The sequence below is a fragment of the Actinoplanes subtropicus genome, assembly GCF_000721705.1.
Lineage (GTDB): Bacteria > Actinomycetota > Actinomycetes > Mycobacteriales > Micromonosporaceae > Actinoplanes > Actinoplanes subtropicus.
Genome location: NZ_JOJL01000050.1, coordinates 35,128 through 52,634 on the forward strand (window position 1 = coordinate 35,128; position 17,507 = coordinate 52,634).

The 17,507-nt window shown below is 70.8% G+C and carries 16 protein-coding genes and 1 other RNA gene; 7 read left to right on the forward strand and 10 right to left on the reverse strand.

The window, feature by feature from the left end; all coding sequences use genetic code 11:
- Positions 1–146: 146 nt before the first annotated feature.
- The gene (gene panB / locus IH26_RS0146850; RefSeq protein ID WP_030442796.1) at positions 147–977 is read right to left on the reverse strand and encodes a 3-methyl-2-oxobutanoate hydroxymethyltransferase; all 831 of its coding nucleotides are present in this window, start codon (positions 975–977) and stop codon (positions 147–149) included.
- 95 nt (positions 978–1,072) lie between these two features.
- Positions 1,073–2,854, reverse strand: a complete 1,782-nt coding sequence (locus IH26_RS0146855) for an NAD+ synthase (protein WP_030442797.1) — start codon at positions 2,852–2,854, stop codon at positions 1,073–1,075.
- A 121-nt stretch (positions 2,855–2,975) separates the two neighbouring features.
- On the opposite strand from IH26_RS0146855, the gene IH26_RS0146860 reads away from it, so the two are divergent.
- Together IH26_RS0146860 and IH26_RS0146865 are read left to right on the forward strand one after the other, a co-directional pair.
- The gene (locus IH26_RS0146860; RefSeq protein WP_034217653.1) at positions 2,976–4,328 is read left to right on the forward strand and encodes a glutamine synthetase family protein; all 1,353 of its coding nucleotides are present in this window, start codon (positions 2,976–2,978) and stop codon (positions 4,326–4,328) included.
- A gap of 28 nt (positions 4,329–4,356) precedes the next feature.
- Entirely contained in the window at positions 4,357–4,782 is a 426-nt protein-coding gene (locus IH26_RS0146865) for a DUF350 domain-containing protein (RefSeq protein ID WP_030442799.1), read from the forward strand.
- A gap of 131 nt (positions 4,783–4,913) precedes the next feature.
- On the opposite strand, the gene IH26_RS0146870 is transcribed toward IH26_RS0146865, so the two are convergent.
- Together IH26_RS0146870 and IH26_RS60655 are read right to left on the reverse strand one after the other, a co-directional pair.
- Complete coding sequence (locus IH26_RS0146870) at positions 4,914–6,335, reverse strand: RNB domain-containing ribonuclease (protein ID WP_030442800.1); 1,422 nt, start codon at positions 6,333–6,335, stop codon at positions 4,914–4,916.
- Between the two features lie 70 nt (positions 6,336–6,405).
- Positions 6,406–7,830 carry a hypothetical protein gene (locus IH26_RS60655; RefSeq protein WP_157437764.1) on the reverse strand — a complete coding sequence of 475 codons (1,425 nt, stop codon included), beginning with the start codon at positions 7,828–7,830 and terminating at the stop codon, positions 6,406–6,408.
- Between IH26_RS60655 and IH26_RS60660 the strand changes: the two genes are divergently transcribed.
- A complete protein-coding gene (locus tag IH26_RS60660; RefSeq protein WP_157437765.1) occupies positions 7,805–8,785 on the forward strand; it encodes a hypothetical protein in 981 nt (326 codons plus the stop codon). The genes IH26_RS60655 and IH26_RS60660 overlap by 26 nt on opposite strands.
- On the opposite strand, the gene IH26_RS0146885 is transcribed toward IH26_RS60660, so the two are convergent.
- Together IH26_RS0146885 and IH26_RS0146890 are read right to left on the reverse strand one after the other, a co-directional pair.
- The gene (locus tag IH26_RS0146885) at positions 8,778–9,050 is read right to left on the reverse strand and encodes a hypothetical protein (RefSeq protein WP_245666001.1); all 273 of its coding nucleotides are present in this window, start codon (positions 9,048–9,050) and stop codon (positions 8,778–8,780) included. The two genes, IH26_RS60660 and IH26_RS0146885, sit on opposite strands and share 8 nt — an antisense overlap.
- Positions 9,051–9,124: 74 nt before the next feature.
- The gene (locus tag IH26_RS0146890; RefSeq protein WP_030442803.1) at positions 9,125–10,150 is read right to left on the reverse strand and encodes an aspartate-semialdehyde dehydrogenase; all 1,026 of its coding nucleotides are present in this window, start codon (positions 10,148–10,150) and stop codon (positions 9,125–9,127) included.
- Between the two features lie 112 nt (positions 10,151–10,262).
- On the opposite strand from IH26_RS0146890, the gene IH26_RS0146895 reads away from it, so the two are divergent.
- On the forward strand, positions 10,263–11,060 hold the full coding sequence (locus IH26_RS0146895) for a class I SAM-dependent methyltransferase (RefSeq protein ID WP_030442804.1): 798 nt from the start codon (positions 10,263–10,265) through the stop codon (positions 11,058–11,060).
- Here the strand turns inward: IH26_RS0146895 and IH26_RS0146900 are convergent.
- From IH26_RS0146900 to IH26_RS0146910, 3 genes are read right to left on the reverse strand one after another with little or no spacing between them, the layout of a single operon-like run.
- The gene (locus IH26_RS0146900; RefSeq protein WP_245666002.1) at positions 11,028–11,645 is read right to left on the reverse strand and encodes a M15 family metallopeptidase; all 618 of its coding nucleotides are present in this window, start codon (positions 11,643–11,645) and stop codon (positions 11,028–11,030) included. The genes IH26_RS0146895 and IH26_RS0146900 overlap by 33 nt on opposite strands.
- A 51-nt stretch (positions 11,646–11,696) precedes the next feature.
- Positions 11,697–12,293 (reverse strand): GTP cyclohydrolase II, encoded by a 597-nt coding sequence (locus tag IH26_RS0146905; protein WP_030442806.1) that lies wholly within the window; start codon positions 12,291–12,293, stop codon positions 11,697–11,699.
- 32 nt (positions 12,294–12,325) lie between these two features.
- Positions 12,326–13,468 carry an ABC transporter permease gene (locus tag IH26_RS0146910; RefSeq protein WP_245666003.1) on the reverse strand — a complete coding sequence of 381 codons (1,143 nt, stop codon included), beginning with the start codon at positions 13,466–13,468 and terminating at the stop codon, positions 12,326–12,328.
- A 481-nt stretch (positions 13,469–13,949) separates the two neighbouring features.
- On the opposite strand from IH26_RS0146910, the gene IH26_RS0146915 reads away from it, so the two are divergent.
- On the forward strand, positions 13,950–15,008 hold the full coding sequence (locus IH26_RS0146915; protein ID WP_030442808.1) for a type I glyceraldehyde-3-phosphate dehydrogenase: 1,059 nt from the start codon (positions 13,950–13,952) through the stop codon (positions 15,006–15,008).
- Between the two features lie 50 nt (positions 15,009–15,058).
- The gene (locus IH26_RS0146920) at positions 15,059–15,910 is read left to right on the forward strand and encodes a threonine/serine dehydratase (protein ID WP_084599761.1); all 852 of its coding nucleotides are present in this window, start codon (positions 15,059–15,061) and stop codon (positions 15,908–15,910) included.
- Here IH26_RS0146920 and IH26_RS0146925 read toward each other — a convergent pair.
- Positions 15,903–16,667, reverse strand: a complete 765-nt coding sequence (locus IH26_RS0146925) for a sulfite exporter TauE/SafE family protein (protein ID WP_030442810.1) — start codon at positions 16,665–16,667, stop codon at positions 15,903–15,905. The two genes, IH26_RS0146920 and IH26_RS0146925, sit on opposite strands and share 8 nt — an antisense overlap.
- Positions 16,668–16,735: 68 nt before the next feature.
- On the opposite strand from IH26_RS0146925, the gene rnpB reads away from it, so the two are divergent.
- An RNA gene (gene rnpB / locus IH26_RS56770) (RNase P RNA component class A) lies at positions 16,736–17,132 on the forward strand.
- Positions 17,133–17,507 lie beyond the last annotated feature (375 nt).

The following is a 17,507-nucleotide window of genomic DNA, read 5'->3' on the forward strand; positions in this document are numbered from 1 at the left end:
CCAGCCGGTTCGCGGCTCCGCGAAATACTATGGCCCGACCGGTGACCCGGAGAACGGCGAACGGCAAAACCCCCCAATCGGGTACGACAACGCCCGGCCTCGCGAACCGCGGGACCGGGCGTTGCTCGTACCGCCGAAAGGGTTTTCTAGAAGGTGTGCTCCGCGGCCGGGAACTCGCCGCCGCGCACCTCGGCCGCGAACTGCTGGGTCGCGTGGGCGAGGGCGCCGGCCAGGTCCGCATACTGCTTCACGAAGCGCGGCATGTGGCCCGTGCGCAAACCGGCCATGTCCTGCCAGACCAGCACCTGGGCGTCCGTGTCCGGACCGGCGCCGATGCCCACGGTCGGGATCGACAGCTCCTTGGTCACCGTCTTCGCCACCTCGCCGGGGACCATCTCGAGGACCACGGCGAACGCGCCCGCCTCGGCGACCGCGTGGGCGTCGGCCAGCACCTGGGCGCCCTCGTTCTCGCGGCCCTGGACGCGGTAGCCGCCGATCGTGTGCTCGCTCTGCGGGGTGAAGCCGACATGCGCCATCACCGGGATGCCGGCGCCGGTCAGCGCCTCGATCTGGGCGGCGACGCGGCGGCCGCCCTCGAGCTTGACCGCGTGCGCGCCGCCCTCCTTCATGAACCGGACGGCGGTCCGCAGGGCCTGGGTCGGGCCCTCCTCGTAGCTGCCGAACGGCATGTCGGCGACGATCAGCGCGGTCTTGGTGGCCCGCACGACCGCGCGGACCAGCGGCAGCAACTCGTCGACGGTGACCGGCAGGGTGGTCTCGTAGCCGAACACGTTGTTGGCCGCCGAGTCGCCCACCAGCAGGACCGGCACGCCGTTCTGGTCGAAGATCGACGCGGTGTACTGGTCATAGGAGGTCAGCATCGGCCAACGGTCGCCGCGGGACTTGGCGGCGATCAGGTCGCGGGTGCGTACCCGTCGGGTCGGCGGGCCGCCGTACAGGGTGGGAATGTCCGACATGATCTCTCCTTCCCTCGAGGCCGCGGTGTGCGGTCCCCGGGTCCGGCAATGGTCCCACCCGGGATGGCCACTCGGTCAGGGGTCAGTGGACGTTCTCACAAACCTTCCCGAAACCTGTTCGTAATGGGAAGGCGGCGGTCGCGGCCGAACGCCTTGCCGGAGATCTTGGGACCGGGCGCCGACTGCCGCCGCTTGTACTCGGCCAGGTCGACCATCCGCAGCACCCGGTCCACCAGGGCCGGGTCGTTCCCCTCGGCGATCAGCTCGGCGCGCCCGAGATCGTGGTCCACGTAGCCCTTGATGATCGGGTCGAGCAGGTCGTACTCGGGCAGCGAGTCGGAGTCCTTCTGGTCGGGTCGCAGCTCGGCGCTCGGCGGCTTGCTGATCGAGTTTTCCGGGATCGGCGGCTCTCCTTGAGTGTTCCGCCAGCGGGCCAGGCGGTAGACCATCGTCTTCGGCACGTCCTTGAGCGGGTTGAAGCCGCCGACCGAGTCGCCGTAGAGCGTGGAGTAGCCGACCGCGAGTTCACTCTTGTTACCGGTGGTGAGGACGAGGTGGCCCTCCTGGTTCGACAACGCCATCAGGATCACGCCGCGGACGCGGGCCTGCAGGTTCTCCACCGCCAGGCCGGAGAGCGACATGTTCGCCAGGAACGCGTCGACCATCGGCTGGATCGCCTCGACCCGGTAGTCGATGCCGGTCCGTTTGGCCAGCTCGGCAGCGTCGTCCCGGGAGCCCGAGGAGGAGTAGCTGCTCGGCATCGAGACGGCGAACACCCGATCGGGGCCGAGGGCGTCCACGGCGATCGCCGCCACCACCGCCGAGTCGATGCCCCCAGAAAGCCCGAAAATTACCGATCTGAACCCATTTTTGTTGACATAGTCCTTGAGGCCGAGGACCAGCGCCGACCACACCTCGGCCTCGTCGACGATCCGCTCCGCGATCCCGCCGTCCCTTTTGTCCCGATGAGCCGGGCGCGGCTCCGACTCCAGAACGACCGTTTCGACCGACATATCGTCATCGATCCACTGCTCCACGATCGGCAGCGGCTCCGCGTCCGTTTTCTCCGCCCTGTTCGGCACGGCGGAAGCGGCCGGCAACGACAGATCGTGAATCAGCAGCTCCGACGTGAACTGCCCGGCCCGGGCCAGCAGCTCGCCCCCGGCCGTCACGATCATCGAATCCCCGTCGAAGACCAGCTCGTCCTGCGCCCCGACCGCGTTCACATACGCGACCGTCGCCCCCGCCTCGGCCGCCCGCCGCATCACCAGCGGCAGCCGCACGTCGTCCTTGTTCAGCTCGTACGGCGACGCGTTGATGTTGAGCACCAGGCCCGCCCCGGCCCGCCGCGCTGCGGTGAACGGCCCGCCGGCCTGCCAGATGTCCTCACACACCGTCAGCGCGATGTCCACGCCCCCGAACCGCACCACGGTCAGCGACCGCCCCGGCTCGAAGTAGCGGTCCTCGTCGAAGACCCCGTAGTTGGGCAGGTGATGTTTAAAGTATTTTGCCCGGATCTTCCCGCCATGCAGCAGCGCGGAAGCGTCCCGCCGCCCGCGGCCGGGCGCGGCATCCGAACTGGTCGCCGCGGGCCCGTCCGCGTCGACATATCCCACTACGACCGCCAAATCACCCAGACCGTCGGCAGCAAGATCACCCGCCAGCGCCGACAAAGCAGACAAAGACGAAGAAACGAACGAGTCCCGGAACACCAGATCCTCGATCGGATACCCCGTCAGCATCATTTCCGGGAACGCGACGACCTGCGCTCCGGCATCGGCGGCCAACCGGGACCAGCGGCGAACCTCGGCCGCGTTCCCGGCGATGTCGCCGACCGTAGAGTTCACCTGAGCCAGGGCGATCCGCAGCGTGGGCATGCCGCCATTCTTCCCCCACGGACCGCACCCGGGGCGCCGGGGCGGCACCCGGCCAGCGTAATCTCGGCGTAACGAAGCCAGGTGACACTGGCTCGTCAGGGCCGGACGACCAGGAGTGACCGTGGACCGACAGCAGGAGTTCGTGCTTCGCACGCTCGAGGAGCGCGACATCCGTTTTGTCCGGCTCTGGTTCACCGACGTGCTGGGCACCCTGAAGAGTGTCTCGGTGGCGCCCGCCGAGCTCGAGTCCGCCTTCGAGGAGGGCATCGGCATCGACGGCTCGGCGATCGAGGGCTTCGCCCGGGTCTACGAGTCCGACATGGTCGCCATGCCCGACCCGACCACCTTTCAGGTCTTCCCGTTCGAGGGCGGGGCCAGCGGCGAGAGTGCCCGGATGTTCTGCGACATCCTGCTCCCCGACGGCAGCGCCGCCTGGGCCGACCCGCGCCACGTGCTGCGCCGCGCCCTGGCCCGGGCGGCGGAGAAGGGCTTCACCTTCTACACCCACCCCGAGGTCGAGTTCTTCCTGATCCAGGACGGCCCGCTGGACGGTTCGGTCCCGATCCCGGTCGACACCGGCGGCTACTTCGACCACACCACCCACTCGGTGGCCCGCGACTTCCGCCGCCAGGCCGTGCTCGCCCTGGAGCGCATCGGCATCTCGGTCGAGTTCAGCCACCACGAGGTCGCCCCCGGCCAGCAGGAGATCGACCTCCGCTACGCCGACGCGCTGACCACGGCCGACAACATCATGACCTTCCGGCACGTCGTCAAGGAGGTGGCGCTCTCCCAGGGCGTCCACGCGACCTTCATGCCGAAGCCGTACACCGACCAGCCCGGCAGCGGCATGCACACGCACCTGTCGCTGTTCGAGGGCGAGCGCAACGCGTTCTACGACGCCGACGACCCGATGAAGCTGTCCAAGACGGCCCGCGCGTTCATCGCCGGCCTGCTGGTGCACGCCCGGGAGTACACGGCGGTCACCAACCAGTGGGTCAATTCGTACAAGCGGCTGTTCCCGCTCCAGTTGCCCAACGCGATCACCGAGTCCCCCGCGTTCGTCAGCTGGGGCCACCTCAACCGCAGCGCCCTGGTCCGCGTCCCGGCGTTCGGCAAACCCAACTCGGCCCGCGTCGAGGTCCGCTCGATCGACTCGGCGACCAATCCGTATCTCGCCTTCGCCGTCATGCTCGGCGCCGGCCTCAAGGGCATCGAGGAGGGGTACGACCTGCCCCCCGGCGCCGAGGACGACGTCTGGTCACTCTCCCCCGCCGAGCGCAAGGCGATGGGTTACGAGGCGCTGCCGGAAAACCTCTCCGAGGCGATCGAGGTGATGAGCAAGTCCGAGCTCGTCGCCGAAGTGCTCGGCGAGCACGTCTTCGACTTCTTCCTGCGGAACAAGAGCGCCGAGTGGGAGCAGTACCGCCGCGAGGTGACGCCGTACGAGCGTGAGCGCTACCTCGGCGCCCTGTAATCTCTCCTGACCTTGGAAAGGAGAGACCGTGCTGCAAGATCTGCTCGAGGGCGCCGGCCGCAGCATCGTGTTCGGGCTCGTCGGCATCGGCCTGATGGCGCTCGGCTACGTCCTGATCGACTGGCTGACCCCGGGAAAGCTGCGCGACCTGATCTGGGTCGACCGTAACCCCAACGCGTCGCTGCTGCTCGCGGCCAACCAGCTGGGCATCGCCCTGATCGTGTTCACCGCGATCTTCACCAGCTACGACTCGTTCGGCCAGGGCCTCGCCTCCACGGTCCTCTTCGGCCTGGTCGGCATCGCGATCATGGGCCTGGCCTTCCTGGTCCTCGACTGGATGACCCCCGGCAAGCTCGGCGACGTCATCTGCACGCCCGACCGCCACGGCGGCGCGCTGGTCTCGGCCGCCACCCACTTCGGCGCCGCGCTCATCATCTGCGCCTGCATTTCCTAAAACCTCATACCGTACGAGGAGGACCGGTCCCGCGGTGTGCCGGCCCGGCTGCTGCCGTCCCGGCCTCCCTGCCGCCGCTTCCGGGCTGGGCTGCCGCGAGATCTCGCGGTGTCCCCCGGTCGGCGCCAGTTCTATTGCTCGCGCTCGAACTCGACCCGCCGGGCCGCCGGGTCGGCCACCGTGAGCCGGGCCCGGATCCGCTCGCCCAGCGGCAGGTCACCCAGGCAGCGGGCCCGCACCGCCGGGTCGTCGAGGGCCACCGTCCCGCCCGGCGGACGGTTCCCGCGCGGCTCGTCCCGGTCCACCACACCCACGTCGAAGCTCTCCCCGACTCGCCCGGTGAGCAGCACCGCCTCGGCCAGGTCGATCGCGCCGCGGCCCGCCGCCCCGGCCAGCCGGTCGCTGTCGCCCATCGCCTTCGGCAGCCTCGGCAACGCCTCCCGCGCCCAGGCGGGCACCTCCTCGCCGGCCGCCAACGCCAGGCACACCTCGGTCGCGTACCGGTCGGCGAGCCGCCGCAGCGGGGCCGTGACGTGCGCATACGCCGCGCCGACCCCGCCGTGCCCGGTCTCCGCCGGTAGCGTCCCGTCGAATGGCGTGTACGCCGCCCCGCGCAGCAACTCGGCCGCCTGGTCGAGAAACGCCGCCCCGCGCGGTGTGCCCGGTTCGACCCCGGCCACCACCGCACCGACCGACGCCCCGGCCGGCCAGTCGACGCCCAGCGACCCGGCCGCCGCCCGCAGCTTCGCCACCGCCTCGGGTCGGGCCGCCGGCATGGTCCGCAGCAGCCCAATCCCGCCGCGCAGCATCAGGGTCGCCGCGGCCACCCCGGTGAGCAGCGAGATCTGCGCGTTGTGCTCCTCGACCGCCAGCGGCGCCCGCAGCACCAGCCGCCAGCCGTCGCCGTCCCGCTCGACCTCCTGCTCGGGCAGCGGCAGGTTGACCGCGCCCCGGGCGGCGGCCCGCTCGGCGAGCAGCCCGCCCAGCTCGGGCAGCAGCGCGATCGGCTCGGCGGCCGTGCCCGCGTCGACCTGTCCCTGCACGGTCACGTAGTCGAGCTTGGCACGGCTGCGCACCAGCGCCCGCTCGACCGCGATGCCGACCGTCTCGCCGGACGGGTCGACGTCGATGGTCCAGACCACCGCCGGCCGGTCGCCGTCCGGCAGCAGGCTGGCCGCCCCCTCGCCGAGCACCTCGGGATGCAGCGGGATCCGCCCGTCGGGCAGGTAGACGGTCTGCCCCCGCACCCAGGTCTCGGCCTCCAGCGGCCCGCCCGGCCGGACGAACGAGGCGACGTCGGCGATCGCGTACCGCACCCGGTAGCCGCCGCCGTCCCGCCGGCTCAGGTGCATGGCCTGGTCGAGGTCGCGCGACGTGGCCGGGTCGATCGTCACGAACGGCACCCCGGTCAGGTCGGCGGCGGGCCGCGCCGGCCGGGCCGCGGCATCCTTGGCCTCGTCGAGCGCCGCCGGCGGAAACTCGCCCGGCAGCCGCAACTCCCTGCGCAGCACCGAGAAGTCGATCTGCGGCGCCCACACCCTCTTGATCGGCACCGCTCATTACTACCAGCCGAAACGCCGGTGGCCACGCACGAGGCGCGGCCACCGGAGGAAAACCATCGGATCACGAACGCTTGGCGGCAACCTTCCGTCCGGCGGCCGTACGCCCGCCCGAGGCACCAGGCGCATTGCCCGCCGCCGCCGTCCGGACCGCCGCGCCGGTCGCCGCCTTGGCCACCTTGGCCACGTTGGTCCGCGACGTCTTGGCGGTCGGCGTAGCCCGGGCCACGTTGGTCGCCTTCGCGCCGGCGGTGGTCTTGGCGGCCCGCCCCCGCGTGGTCGCCGACTCGTTGGTGGCCGACCGCTTGGCCGCCTTGACCGGCACCCGCTTGTTGGCCGCCTTGGCCGCCATCGCCCCCGCCCCGGCCGCCTTGGCCGCGGTCCTGGTCCCGGCCGCCTTGGTAGCAGTCGCTTTGGTGCCGGTCGCCTTGGCCCCGGTCGCCCTGGTCCCGGTGGCCTTAGCCCCCATCGCCTTGGTCGCCGTCGCCTTGGTCGCGGTCGCCTTGCTAGCCGTCGCCTTGGCCGCGGTCATCTTGGTGGCCGGAGCCTTCTTGGCCGGCGTCCGGGTAGCCACCTTCTTGGCCGGCATCGCCTTGGTAGCCGCGGTCTTCGTGGCCGCGGTCCGAGCCAGCGCCTTTTTGACTGCCGTCTTCGTCGCCGCCGCCTTCTTCACGGCGGTCGCCTTAGCGGCCGTCCCCTTCGCCGCGGTCGCCTTCGTCGCCGTCTTCTTGGCCGCCGCCTTCTTGGCCACCGCCTTCATAGGCGCCGCCTTGGCCGCCGCCGTCTTCGTGGCCGCCCGCGCCATCGCCGCGGCAGCCGTGCTCGCCTTGGCCGCCCGGGCAGCGGTGGCCGCCTTGGCCGCCGTCGCCTTGGCCGCCGTCGCCTTGGCCGCCGTCGGACGAGCCGCCGTCTTCTTGGCCGCCGTAGCTTTCGTCGCCGTCGTGCGAGCCGCCATCTTGGTGGCGGGCGCCTTCTTGGTCGCGCTCTTGCCAGCCGGCGCGGTCTTCGCCACCGCCGCCTTCTTGGCCGCAGCCGCGATCTTGGCCGCCGACTTCGCCACCGCTGTCTTGGCCGCCGCGGTCTTGGCCGCCGCGGTCTTGGCCGCCGCGGTCTTGGCCGCCGCCGTCTTAGCCGCCGTGGCGGTCTTGGCCGCGGCCGCGGTCTTGGCCGCCGCCGTCCGGGTGGCCGTGGCTGCCTTGGCCGCCGTCTTCTTCGCCACCGCCGTCTTCTTCGCCACCGCCGTCTTCTTCGCCGCCGTGGCCGGCCGGGTCGCCTTGGCCGCCCCCGCCGCCCTGCTCGCCGTGGCCTTCGCCCGCGACGCCGGCTTGCCCGCCGGCCGGGTGGCCTTCGCCGGCTTCCTCGTCTCGGGATCCGGCGTGATCGTCGGCATCCCGCTGATCGACCCGAGCACCGCCGGCATGTCCGCGGCCCGGCTGCGCCGCGTCGCCACGTCCACCGCCCGGATGCCGGACTCGGTCGGCTCCGCCATCGCCGGCGCCATCGGCATCGATTCGTCCATGTCCGCCGCCGGTGTCGATTCCGGGGGAATCGTCGCCGACATCACCCCCGGCATCGGGCTGACCGCCGCCGAGGTCCGCCGCGGCGTGACCGGCCGCCGGTTGCCGGCCGCCTTCGCGACGCCCCGCTTCGCGGCCTTCGCCAGCGTCTTCGTGGTCGCCGCCGTGCCCACGGTGGCCGCCTTGCCCGCGACCGGCTTCCTCGCGACCGGCTTCTTCGAAACGGGCTTCGGGGCGGTGACCTTGGCCGGCCGCACCGACTTGGCCGCGGACTTGGCCACCGGCTTCGCCACGGTCTTCGCGGCTTTCACGCCGATCGTTTTCACGGCCGTCGCTTTGGTCACGGCAGCCTTCTTGACCGGCGCGGTCCGCTGCTTGGCAACGGTCACCGTCTTGGCGGCAGTCTTCGCCGCGACCCTCGAAGCAGCCGCCGCCTTCGAAGCCGACGCCGACTTAGCGGCCCCGGCCTTCGCAGCCGCGGCCTTCGACACGGATCCCGCCTTCGACGCAGCGGCCCCCGTCTTCGACACGGCCCCCGCCTTCGACACGGATCCCGCCTTCGACGCAGCGGCCCCTGCCGTCGACGCGGCCCCTGCCTTCGACGCGGATCCGGCCTTCGCAGCGGCTCCGGCCTTCCGCGCCGCCGAAGACGTGGCGCCACCCCGATCGGGCGTGCTCGGCTTGGGCACCGCCGGACGCGTCGTCGTGGTCGTGCGTACCGTGGCAGCCCCGGTCTTCCGGGCGGCCGCGGCCGCCACCTTCCTCACCGCCGGCTTCGACTTCCCGGCGCCCGTTGTTGCTCTGGTCGGAGCCTTTTTGGCAGCGGCCATCAGGGTGTTCCTCCTTGCGAATGACTGCGGGCTCGTCTCCGCCTGGAGACTGCGAATTCCGGCTTGGACACAGGGGGTCGGCGCCGGTGTTAGCTGACCTCCCCGGTCCAGCGGGCATCCTCGGCATCCCACTCGGCATTGCGCTTCTCGACGATCTCGAGTGCCCGCGTCGCTTCGTCAGCCGTGGCGTAGGGGCCGAGCCGGTACTGGGCGGGACATAGGTCGTCGCCGGTCTCGACACGGCTGTCACGGAGGCACCAGAAATAGCCGCCCCCGCCAGGCCCACTGTCGTTCATGCCATCACTGTGCACCTCAAACCGGCCATCCGCCACCGATTCGGGCAAAAAGTCCCAGATTTCCACATTGGAGGCGAAGGCATCTCAAGAAAAATGCCCCGGCCGCGAACCCGGCCGGGGCACCTTCGACAAGCGGGAAACTAGCGCGGCTCGGCCGCCACCAGCTCGGCCACCTGCACCGCGTTCAGCGCGGCACCCTTGCGCAGATTGTCGTTGGAGACGAAGAGCGCGAGCCCGTTCGCCACCGTCTCGTCGGCCCGGATGCGGCCCACATACGACGGGTCACGGCCGGCCGCCTCGAGCGGGGTCGGCACGTCGGAGAGCTCCACACCGGGCGCCACCGCGAGCAGCTCGCGGGCGCGGGCCGGCGACAGCGGCCGGGCGAACCGGGCGTTGATCTGCAGCGAGTGGCCGGTGAAGACCGGGACGCGGACGCAGGTGCCGGAGACCAGCAGCGACGGGATGTCGAGGATCTTCCGGCTCTCGTTGCGCAGCTTCTGCTCCTCGTCGGTCTCGTCCCGGCCGTCGTCGACGATCGAGCCGGCCAGCGGCAGCACGTTGAAGGCGATGTTCTTGGCGAACGAGCGGGGCGCCGGGAACTCCACGGCCGAGCCGTCGTGGGTCAGCTCGGTGGCCCGGTCGGCCACCTTCTTCACCTGCTCGTCGAGCTCGCTCACGCCGGCCAGCCCGGCGCCGGAGACGGCCTGGTACGTGGTGGCGACCAGCGCGACGAGGCCGGCCTCGTCGTGCAGCGGGCGCAGCACCGGCATCGCGGCCATCGTGGTGCAGTTGGGGTTGGCGATGATGCCCTTCGGCCGGTTACGGGCGGCGTCGGGGTTGACCTCGCTGACCACCAGCGGCACATCCGGATCCATCCGCCAGGCGGACGAGTTGTCGATGACCACGGCACCCGACGCGGCGACCCGCGGCGCCAGCTCCTTGGAGCTGCCCTTGCCGGCCGAGAACAGCACGATGTCGAGGCCGCCGAAGTCGGCGGTCGTCGCATCCTCGACCGTCACCTCGCCGTCCTTCCAGGGGAGCGTGCGACCGGCGGACCGTGCGGACGCAAAGAGCCGAAGCTGATCTACCGGGAACTCGCGCTCGGCCAGAATGCGGCGCATGACGCCGCCGACCTGTCCCGTCGCGCCCACGATGCCGATTCTCATGCCGACAAAAGTACGGCCTGACGAGGCCAGGAAGAAATCACTTAACTCACCGCGTACCGAATGATGGGATTTTCTTCTCAAATATAGGGACGGCGGGGCTAGCTTCGAGGGCATGGCGACCTACACGCACGGACATCACGAGTCGGTCTTGCGCTCACACCGGTGGCGGACCGCAGAGAATTCGGCGGCATACGTCCTGCCGCGGCTGACTTCCGGAGTCTCGGTGCTCGACATCGGCTGCGGCCCGGGCACCATCACGGCCGACTTCGCGACCCTAGTCACACCGGCCCGGGTCACCGCCCTGGAGGTCACCGCGGAGGCGCTCGACCTGGCCCGCGCCGAGATCGCCCGGCGCGGCCTGACCAACGTCGACTTCGCGGTCGGCGACGTGCACGCGCTGGATTTCCCCGACGACACCTTCGACGTGGTGCACGCCCACCAGGTGCTGCAGCACGTGACCGACCCGGTGGCCGCCCTGCGCGAGATGCGCCGGGTGACCAGGCCGGGCGGCGTGGTGGCGGTCCGCGACGGCGACTACGCGGCGTTCACCTGGTTTCCCGAGTTTCCCGAGCTGACCGAGTGGCTGGAGCTGTACGAACGGATCGCCCGCGGCAACGGCGGCGAGCCGGACGCCGGTCGTCGCCTGCTGGCCTGGGGCCGGGCGGCCGGCTTCACCGAGCTGACCGCGACGTCGAGCACCTGGTGCTTCGCCACCCCGGCGGATCGCGCGTGGTGGGGCGGCATGTGGGCGGATCGGGTGCTGAAATCCGAGATGGCGACCACCGCGCTGCGCACCGGCGCGGCCACGCCCGCCGACCTCCAGCGCATCTCGGACGGGTGGCGGCGCTGGGCCGACCACCCGGACGGCTGGCTGTCCCTACTGCACGGCGAGCTGCTGGCGAGCGCCTGACGACTCGGGCTTGAAGCCCCAGTGCCAGCTCTCCCGGGACGCGGTGTTGTAGAAGCCGTATTTGTCGGCGTTCGCCCGCACCCAGGACAGCGCCTTGGCGTCCAGGTCGAGGTCGGCGGCCATGCCCCAGCCGTGTTCGCTGGTGCCGGGCTTGGCCGCCAGCCCGCCCTGGGAGTACAGCCCCTTGCGCCGGGCCAGGTCGACCTGCTCGGCCAGCGGGCGGTACGTCTCGGTGATCCCGATGTGCACGCCGGCCTTCTGCGCGTCGGCGATCATCCGGGTCATCGACTCGGCAGCCGGCGCCCAGAGCTTGAATCCGGTGCTGCCGACCGGCTGCAACGCACTCGCCGGGATCTTCCCGTTCCCGTACGCCTCGAGCTCGGTCGGAATGCCTTTGCTGTTGACCGCGTAGCCGCGGCCGGTGGCCGGCGTCTGCGAGACGGCGTCGGACAGGTAGCTCGCGAAGTCGTCGCCGGACGCGCCGCCGGTCGTCGTGGACGACTGGCTCTGCTGGGTGGTGCGGCCGGCCTGCTGGGTCTGCAGCGCGATCATCCGGCTCTGGATGTCGGCGATCCGCGCGTTCACTCCCTCGATTCCCACACATTTCCGTTCGGCGCGGGAGCCGGAATCTGAGCGTCAGCCGGCGATCGGCAATGTGTGCCCGGTTACCGAAGCCTTGGTCCGCAGGTAACGGACATTTGCCGCGGTCTGAAAGATCCCGGTGGGAACGACGTTCCGCACCTCGATGCCCAAGGAGCGCATCTGTGCTGCTTTATCCGGATTGTTGGTAAGAAGATCGATGCGCCGGACGTCCAAGGCGGACAGCATCTGGGCCGCCGGCGCGTAGTCCCGCTCGTCATCCCCATGCCCAAGAGCACGATTCGCCGCGTACGTGTCGAGGCCCTGATCTTGCAGCGCGTAGGCGTCGAGTTTGGCATAGAGCCCGATCCCGCGCCCCTCCTGCCGCAGGTACAACAGGTAGCCGCCGGCGACGGTGATCCGCTCGGCCGCCTCGCGCAACTGCGGCCCGCAGTCGCACCTCTCCGACCCGAACACGTCCCCGGTCAGGCATTCCGAGTGCAGCCGTACGAGCGGGTCCGGCCCCGGCGTGCCCAGCGTCAGGGCGAGGTGCTCCCTGCCGTCGGCCAGCCCGGTGAAGGTGCTCACCCGCGCGGTCGTGGCATAGCCGTCGGGGAAGCGCAGCGGGACGGTGACGCTGGTGCGTACGGACATGCCGCTGAGATTCGGACGACCCGGCCCCGGGATTAGGGCTCGACGGGCACCGCTTCGCGGCGCTCGGCACCCTCGAGCCGCTCGGTCAGTTCCAGCTCGACCTCGGACGTGCTGTTCGTCCGGTTCGGCAGGATGTTGGTGATCAGCACGATCACCGCCCCGATCCCGGCGTAGAGGCCCAGGACCAGCAGATGCTCGCGGATCGGCGCGGCCGGGAAGTAGAGATTGTCCCGGACGGCCTGCACGCCGGCCCCGGTCGGCAGGTTCTCGCCGAGGTGCCGGCCGAACGAGGGCAGGAACTCGGGCAGGATGCTGGCCCCGGAGATGACCGTGCCGAGCGTGAAGTACATGGCGCCGATCAACGCGCCGGCCGGGCCGAACAGCGCCACCGCCCCGGCCGTGGACGCCGTGATGGCCAGCGAGATCAGCGAGAAGATGCCGAGCATCTCGCCCCGGTCGGCGGTCGTGCCCACGCCGAACCAGGTCATCGACCACAGGATGACGGCGGCCGAGCCCACCGCGTACAGGATCAGGATGGAGACGTGCGCGACGCCGCGCCGCCAGGATCGCGGCGCGCGGGGAATCAACCGGCCGAGGCCCATCGAGGCGATCGTGCCGCCCAGCGCGAGGGCCTGGGTGAGGAAGCCGAGCGAGACGCCGTTGACGTCGTCGGTGGGCAGCGGCACCACGTCGGTGATCGCCGGCGGCGTGTTGAGGTCCTGGGCCTGGCTGACCTTCATCGTGTCGCCCTGCCGGGCGATCTCGGCGAGGGCGTCCGCGGTCTGCTGCTGCACGACCGAGGTGTACGTGGTGCGCAGCAGCGACGCGGCCGCGGTGCCACCGGCGCTCGCCACGTACAGGTGCGGCTTGCTCGCGGTGATGTCCACGCCGCCGTACACGTCCCGCCGTTTGATCGCGATGATCAGGTCGTCGGCGGAGGCGTAGTCGGTGACCCGGAAGTAGTCGTTGCGGGAGAGCAGGCCGACCGCGGCCGCGCGCTTGGTGGCCGGCGAGACCAGCCCGACCGGCAGGTGGTGCGGCCGCGCCCGGTGTCCCATGCCCAGGTAGTACGCGGTCAGCCCGAGTTGCACGAGCACCCCGATCAGGCAGACGGCCAGCGCGAACCGGCGGAACCGCATCCGCGACTCGGTCTGCTGGCGCTCGGGAGACGTCACACTCCGATCATTACCGGCCAAACCGCATCTTGCGGCCGATTCCCCGATAAACGGCGCCGCGGCCTGGCCGCCCGGCCCCGCTCCCGGGTCGTGGCGGCCAGGCGAATCCCCGCCCGAGGCTGATCACTTCCGGAATATCGATCCGCAGCGTCCGGGTGGAGATTCTCGCGAAAAATGGCACGCCTGGCCGGAAAACGCATAACCCATCCGGATGACGCGGCCCCTCGCCAAGACCTCATTCACATATCCGCGCGATGACGCGTCAAAGGCGACCAATGCCCGATGGCAAACGGTTCACGCTGGGGCGATGCCGGCCGCCAGGTCCTATGTGGATCTAGAAGAGCCGGTGACGTGCTCTCGTTGACGTGCAAGTTGCACGACTCATAGTGTCGAGGGCGTGACGACGGGTGGAATCCGGGGTGTCCGGGCCCCGCGCGGCGGCACGCGACACCAGGGATCACAAGCGGCCTAGGAGCCTTCGATGAGTGTTTCGGTCGGCATCAACGGATTGGGCCGGATCGGCCGCAGCATCACTCGGATAGTGGCGGCGGCCGGGGATTCCGGAATATCCATTGCGGTGGTCAACGACCTTGCGTCGACCGAGAAAATGGCCTATGGGCTGCGCCGCGACAGCATTAGAGGCGCATTTCCCGGCACCGTCACCACGCGAGCCGACCACCTGGTCGTTAATGACCATGCGATCCGCGTGTTCCACCATCCACGCCCGGAACGCATCCCCTGGGCCGACGCCGGCGTCGACGTCGTCATCGAGGCGACCGGCCGCTTCCGGGCCGGCACCACGGCCCGCACCCACATCACCCACGGCGGCGCCCGCAAGGTCGTGATCAGCGCCTCGGCCGACGACCCCGACGCGTTCCTGGTCTACGGCGCCAACCACCACACCTACGACCCGGCCGAGCACGACGTGGTCTCCCCCGGCTCGTGCGGCGTCAACGCGCTCACCGTGATGGCCAAGGTCCTGCTGGACCGGTTCGGCCTGCGCTCGGTGAACACCTCGGTGGTGCTGGCCGTCCAGGGCTGGCAGAAGGCGCAGGACACGGTGATGGGCACCTCCCGCGACGACCCGCGGCTCGGGCGGGCCACCGGCGAGAGCATCATCCCGCACAACTACGTGGCCGGTGACCTGGTGCGGGTGGTGCTGCCGGAGATCGGCGAGATGCGCTACAGCTACTACTGCGTGCCCACCCCGATCGGGTCGCTCGCCGAGCTCGCCGGCCAGACCGACCGCCCGGTCAGCGTGGAGGAGGTCAACCGGGCGCTGGCCGAGGCCGCCGCCGGTCCGCTGCGCGGCATTCTGGCGTACGACCCGGACCCGACCGTGTCGATCGACGTGAAGAACAACCCGGCGTCCTGCATGATCGACCCGTCCGGCACGCAGACCACCGCGGACGGCGGGGTCAAGGTGCGCGGCTGGTTCGACAACGAGTGGGGCTTCTCCAACCGGCTGCTCGACCTGGCCCGCCTGGTGGGTGAGTCGTCGCCCGTGGCGTCACGGCGGGTGAGCTGGAGTATCGCCTAGTGGGCCTTCTAAGCACGTCGCCAGAGGTCCTTCCCGTAACCCACGGCTGGATGGCTCGCCAGCGCGCTGAAAGTCTGCCGGAGTTACGGGAAACGCTTCTGAGCAGGAAGACCCGCGGCATGATGAACCAGATCGTCGCGGCGGCCACCCGGGGCGTGCTGCCCGCGGCCGGCATCGTCGCCGCGTCGGGCGGCAACGCGGGCCTGGCGGCGGCGTATTCGGCCCGCGAGCTGGGCGTGCCGGCCGAGGTCTACGTGCCGTCCACGGCCCCCGCGGTCAAGGTCGACAAACTCCGCAAGCTCGGCGCCTCGGTGGTGCGGACCGGCAACGAGTACGCCGAGGCCTACGCGGCGGCCGTCGAGTGGGCCCAGGCCTCCGGCGCGTATTTCTGCCACGCGTACGACGATCCCGACATGGTCGCCGGCAACGGCACCCTCGGCCTGGAGTTGGCGGAGCAGATCCCGGGCGGCTTCGACACGGTGCTGGTGGCGGTCGGCGGCGGTGGCCTGATCGCCGGGATGATCGCCGCCCTGCGCCCGCCGGACGTCTCCGTCGTCGCGGTCGAGCCCACCACTGCCTGCGCCCTGCACGCGGCGTTGCGGGCCGGCGAGCCGGTGGACGTACCGGTCTCCGGCGTCGCGGCCGACTCGCTCGGCGCCCGCCGGGTCGGCGAGATCGCGTTCGAGCTGGCCCGGGCGGCCGGCATCGGGTCGCTGCTGGTCGACGACAAGGCGATCGTGGACGCCCGGCGCCGCCTGTGGGACGACTACCGCCTGGCGGTCGAACACGGCACCGCGGCGGCGTATGCGGCGCTGACCTCGGGTGCCTACCTGCCGGCCGCCGGCGAGCGGGTGGTCGTGCTGCTCTGCGGGGCCAACACCGACCCGTCCGATCTCACCTGATCGCGCGGTACAGCAGGATCAGCCCGATCACCGTGCCGAAGGTGACGATCAGGTAGCGCAGGACGCGGGACGGCAACCGGCGGGCCAGTTTCGCCCCCACGTACCCGCCGAGGAGCGTGGCGGGTGCCAGCACGAGAACGGCGCCCCAGTGCACGTGCGCGAAGACGGCGAACACCACCACGGTCACCAGGCCGACACTCGCCGACAGGACGTTCTTGAGCGCGTTGATCCGCTTCAGCGGCTCGTCCAGGACCAGGGCGAGCGCGGCCACGTACATGACGCCGAGCGCCGCCCCGAAGTAGCCGCCGTAGATCGCCCCCACGAACACGACGACCTGCAGCGTGAGGAACGCCCTCTTCTTGGACATCGCCCGCGGATGCCCGACCAGGCCGCGCAGCCGCTCCTGGAACGCCAGCGTCGCCGCCGCGCCCAGCACCAGGAACGGAACGACCAACTCGAACGCCCGGGCCGGCGTGAGCAGCAGCAGCGCACACCCGCCCGCCGACCCGACCAGGCTGGTGGGCAGGATCGCCCGTACCCGCCGCCCCTGCCCCCGCAGGTCGGCCCGGCTCCCGAAGACGCTCGACACGTACCCGGGAAAGACCGACACCGAGTTGGTGACGTTGGCGTCCACGGTCGGCAGCCCGGCGGCGATCAGGCTCGGGAACGTGATCAGCGACCCGCCGCCGGCGATCGCGTTCACCCCGCCGGCCGCGACACCGGCCACGACGAGCAGCAGTACGTGGGAAAGATCCATGGTGGGTACGAATCTACGGGGTCGCCGATCGCCCCACCGGGCCGCGTCCGTAGCATTGAACGGACGGACGAGTCGGCCGGGCGGTCGCGTCGGCGCCCCTTCGCGGGCGTCGCCGAGGAACGTCCGGACTCCGCAGAGCAGGGTGGTTGTTAACGGCAACCCGGGGCGACCCGCGGGACAGTGCCACAGAAAACAAACCGCCGGCCCACGGGCCGGTAAGGGTGAAACGGTGAGGTAAGAGCTCACCAGCATCCCGGGTGACCGGGGTGGCTAGGTAAACCCCACCCGGAGCAAGGCCAAGTAAGGCCGGGGCTCGCGAGAACCCCGGCCGGCGCAGGCGTTCGAGGGCTGCTCGCCCGAGCCTGCGGGTAGGCCGCAAGAGCCCGCCGGCAACGGCGAGCCGAGATGGATGACCGCCCTCGGCGAAAGCCGAGACAGAATCCGGCGTACAGGCCGACTCGTCCGCCACCCCCAAGGTCAGCGCCCCGAACGGCCTGCTGAACAGCAGTTAGTGAACGGTGGTGGATGGTCATTATTGGTCGTCGTTGGTATACCTCGGACGCCCTGGGGACGCCCTGACGCCCTGGAGACGCCCTGACGGACCCCATTTCAGCCCATAACAGAGGTACGCCGTCTGACACTTGGGTTCCGTGCCCCGGTCACGATCGGCTGCTGACGTGCTGAGCTGGGGAAACCTTGGTGACGTTGGTGGTTGGCGGTGGGGGGTTGGCGAACGTCGGACGGCCTGGAGACGGCCTGGGCGGCTCGGAGAGCCGCTGGTATCCGTCCGCCTAAGGAGTACATCCCGGTCGCCTGGGCTTCGCCATGCTGGGCCACCGC

Excerpts from the sequence above, each read along its gene's own strand:
- panB (WP_030442796.1), bottom strand. The coding sequence starts at position 977 with ATGTCGGACATTCCCACCCTGTACGGCGGCCCGCCGACCCGACGGGTA.
- IH26_RS0146855 (WP_030442797.1), bottom strand. The coding sequence starts at position 2,854 with ATGCCCACGCTGCGGATCGCCCTGGCTCAGGTGAACTCTACGGTCGGC.
- IH26_RS60660 (WP_157437765.1), top strand. The coding sequence starts at position 7,805 with ATGCCGGACTCGGTCGGCTCCGCCATCGCCGGCGCCATCGGCATCGAT.
- IH26_RS60655 (WP_157437764.1), bottom strand. The coding sequence starts at position 7,830 with ATGGCGGAGCCGACCGAGTCCGGCATCCGGGCGGTGGACGTGGCGACG.
- IH26_RS0146890 (WP_030442803.1), bottom strand. The coding sequence starts at position 10,150 with ATGAGAATCGGCATCGTGGGCGCGACGGGACAGGTCGGCGGCGTCATG.
- IH26_RS0146895 (WP_030442804.1), top strand. The coding sequence starts at position 10,263 with ATGGCGACCTACACGCACGGACATCACGAGTCGGTCTTGCGCTCACAC.
- IH26_RS0146905 (WP_030442806.1), bottom strand. The coding sequence starts at position 12,293 with ATGTCCGTACGCACCAGCGTCACCGTCCCGCTGCGCTTCCCCGACGGC.
- IH26_RS0146915 (WP_030442808.1), top strand. The coding sequence starts at position 13,950 with ATGAGTGTTTCGGTCGGCATCAACGGATTGGGCCGGATCGGCCGCAGC.
- IH26_RS0146920 (WP_084599761.1), top strand. The coding sequence starts at position 15,059 with ATGGCTCGCCAGCGCGCTGAAAGTCTGCCGGAGTTACGGGAAACGCTT.
- IH26_RS0146925 (WP_030442810.1), bottom strand. The coding sequence starts at position 16,667 with ATGGATCTTTCCCACGTACTGCTGCTCGTCGTGGCCGGTGTCGCGGCC.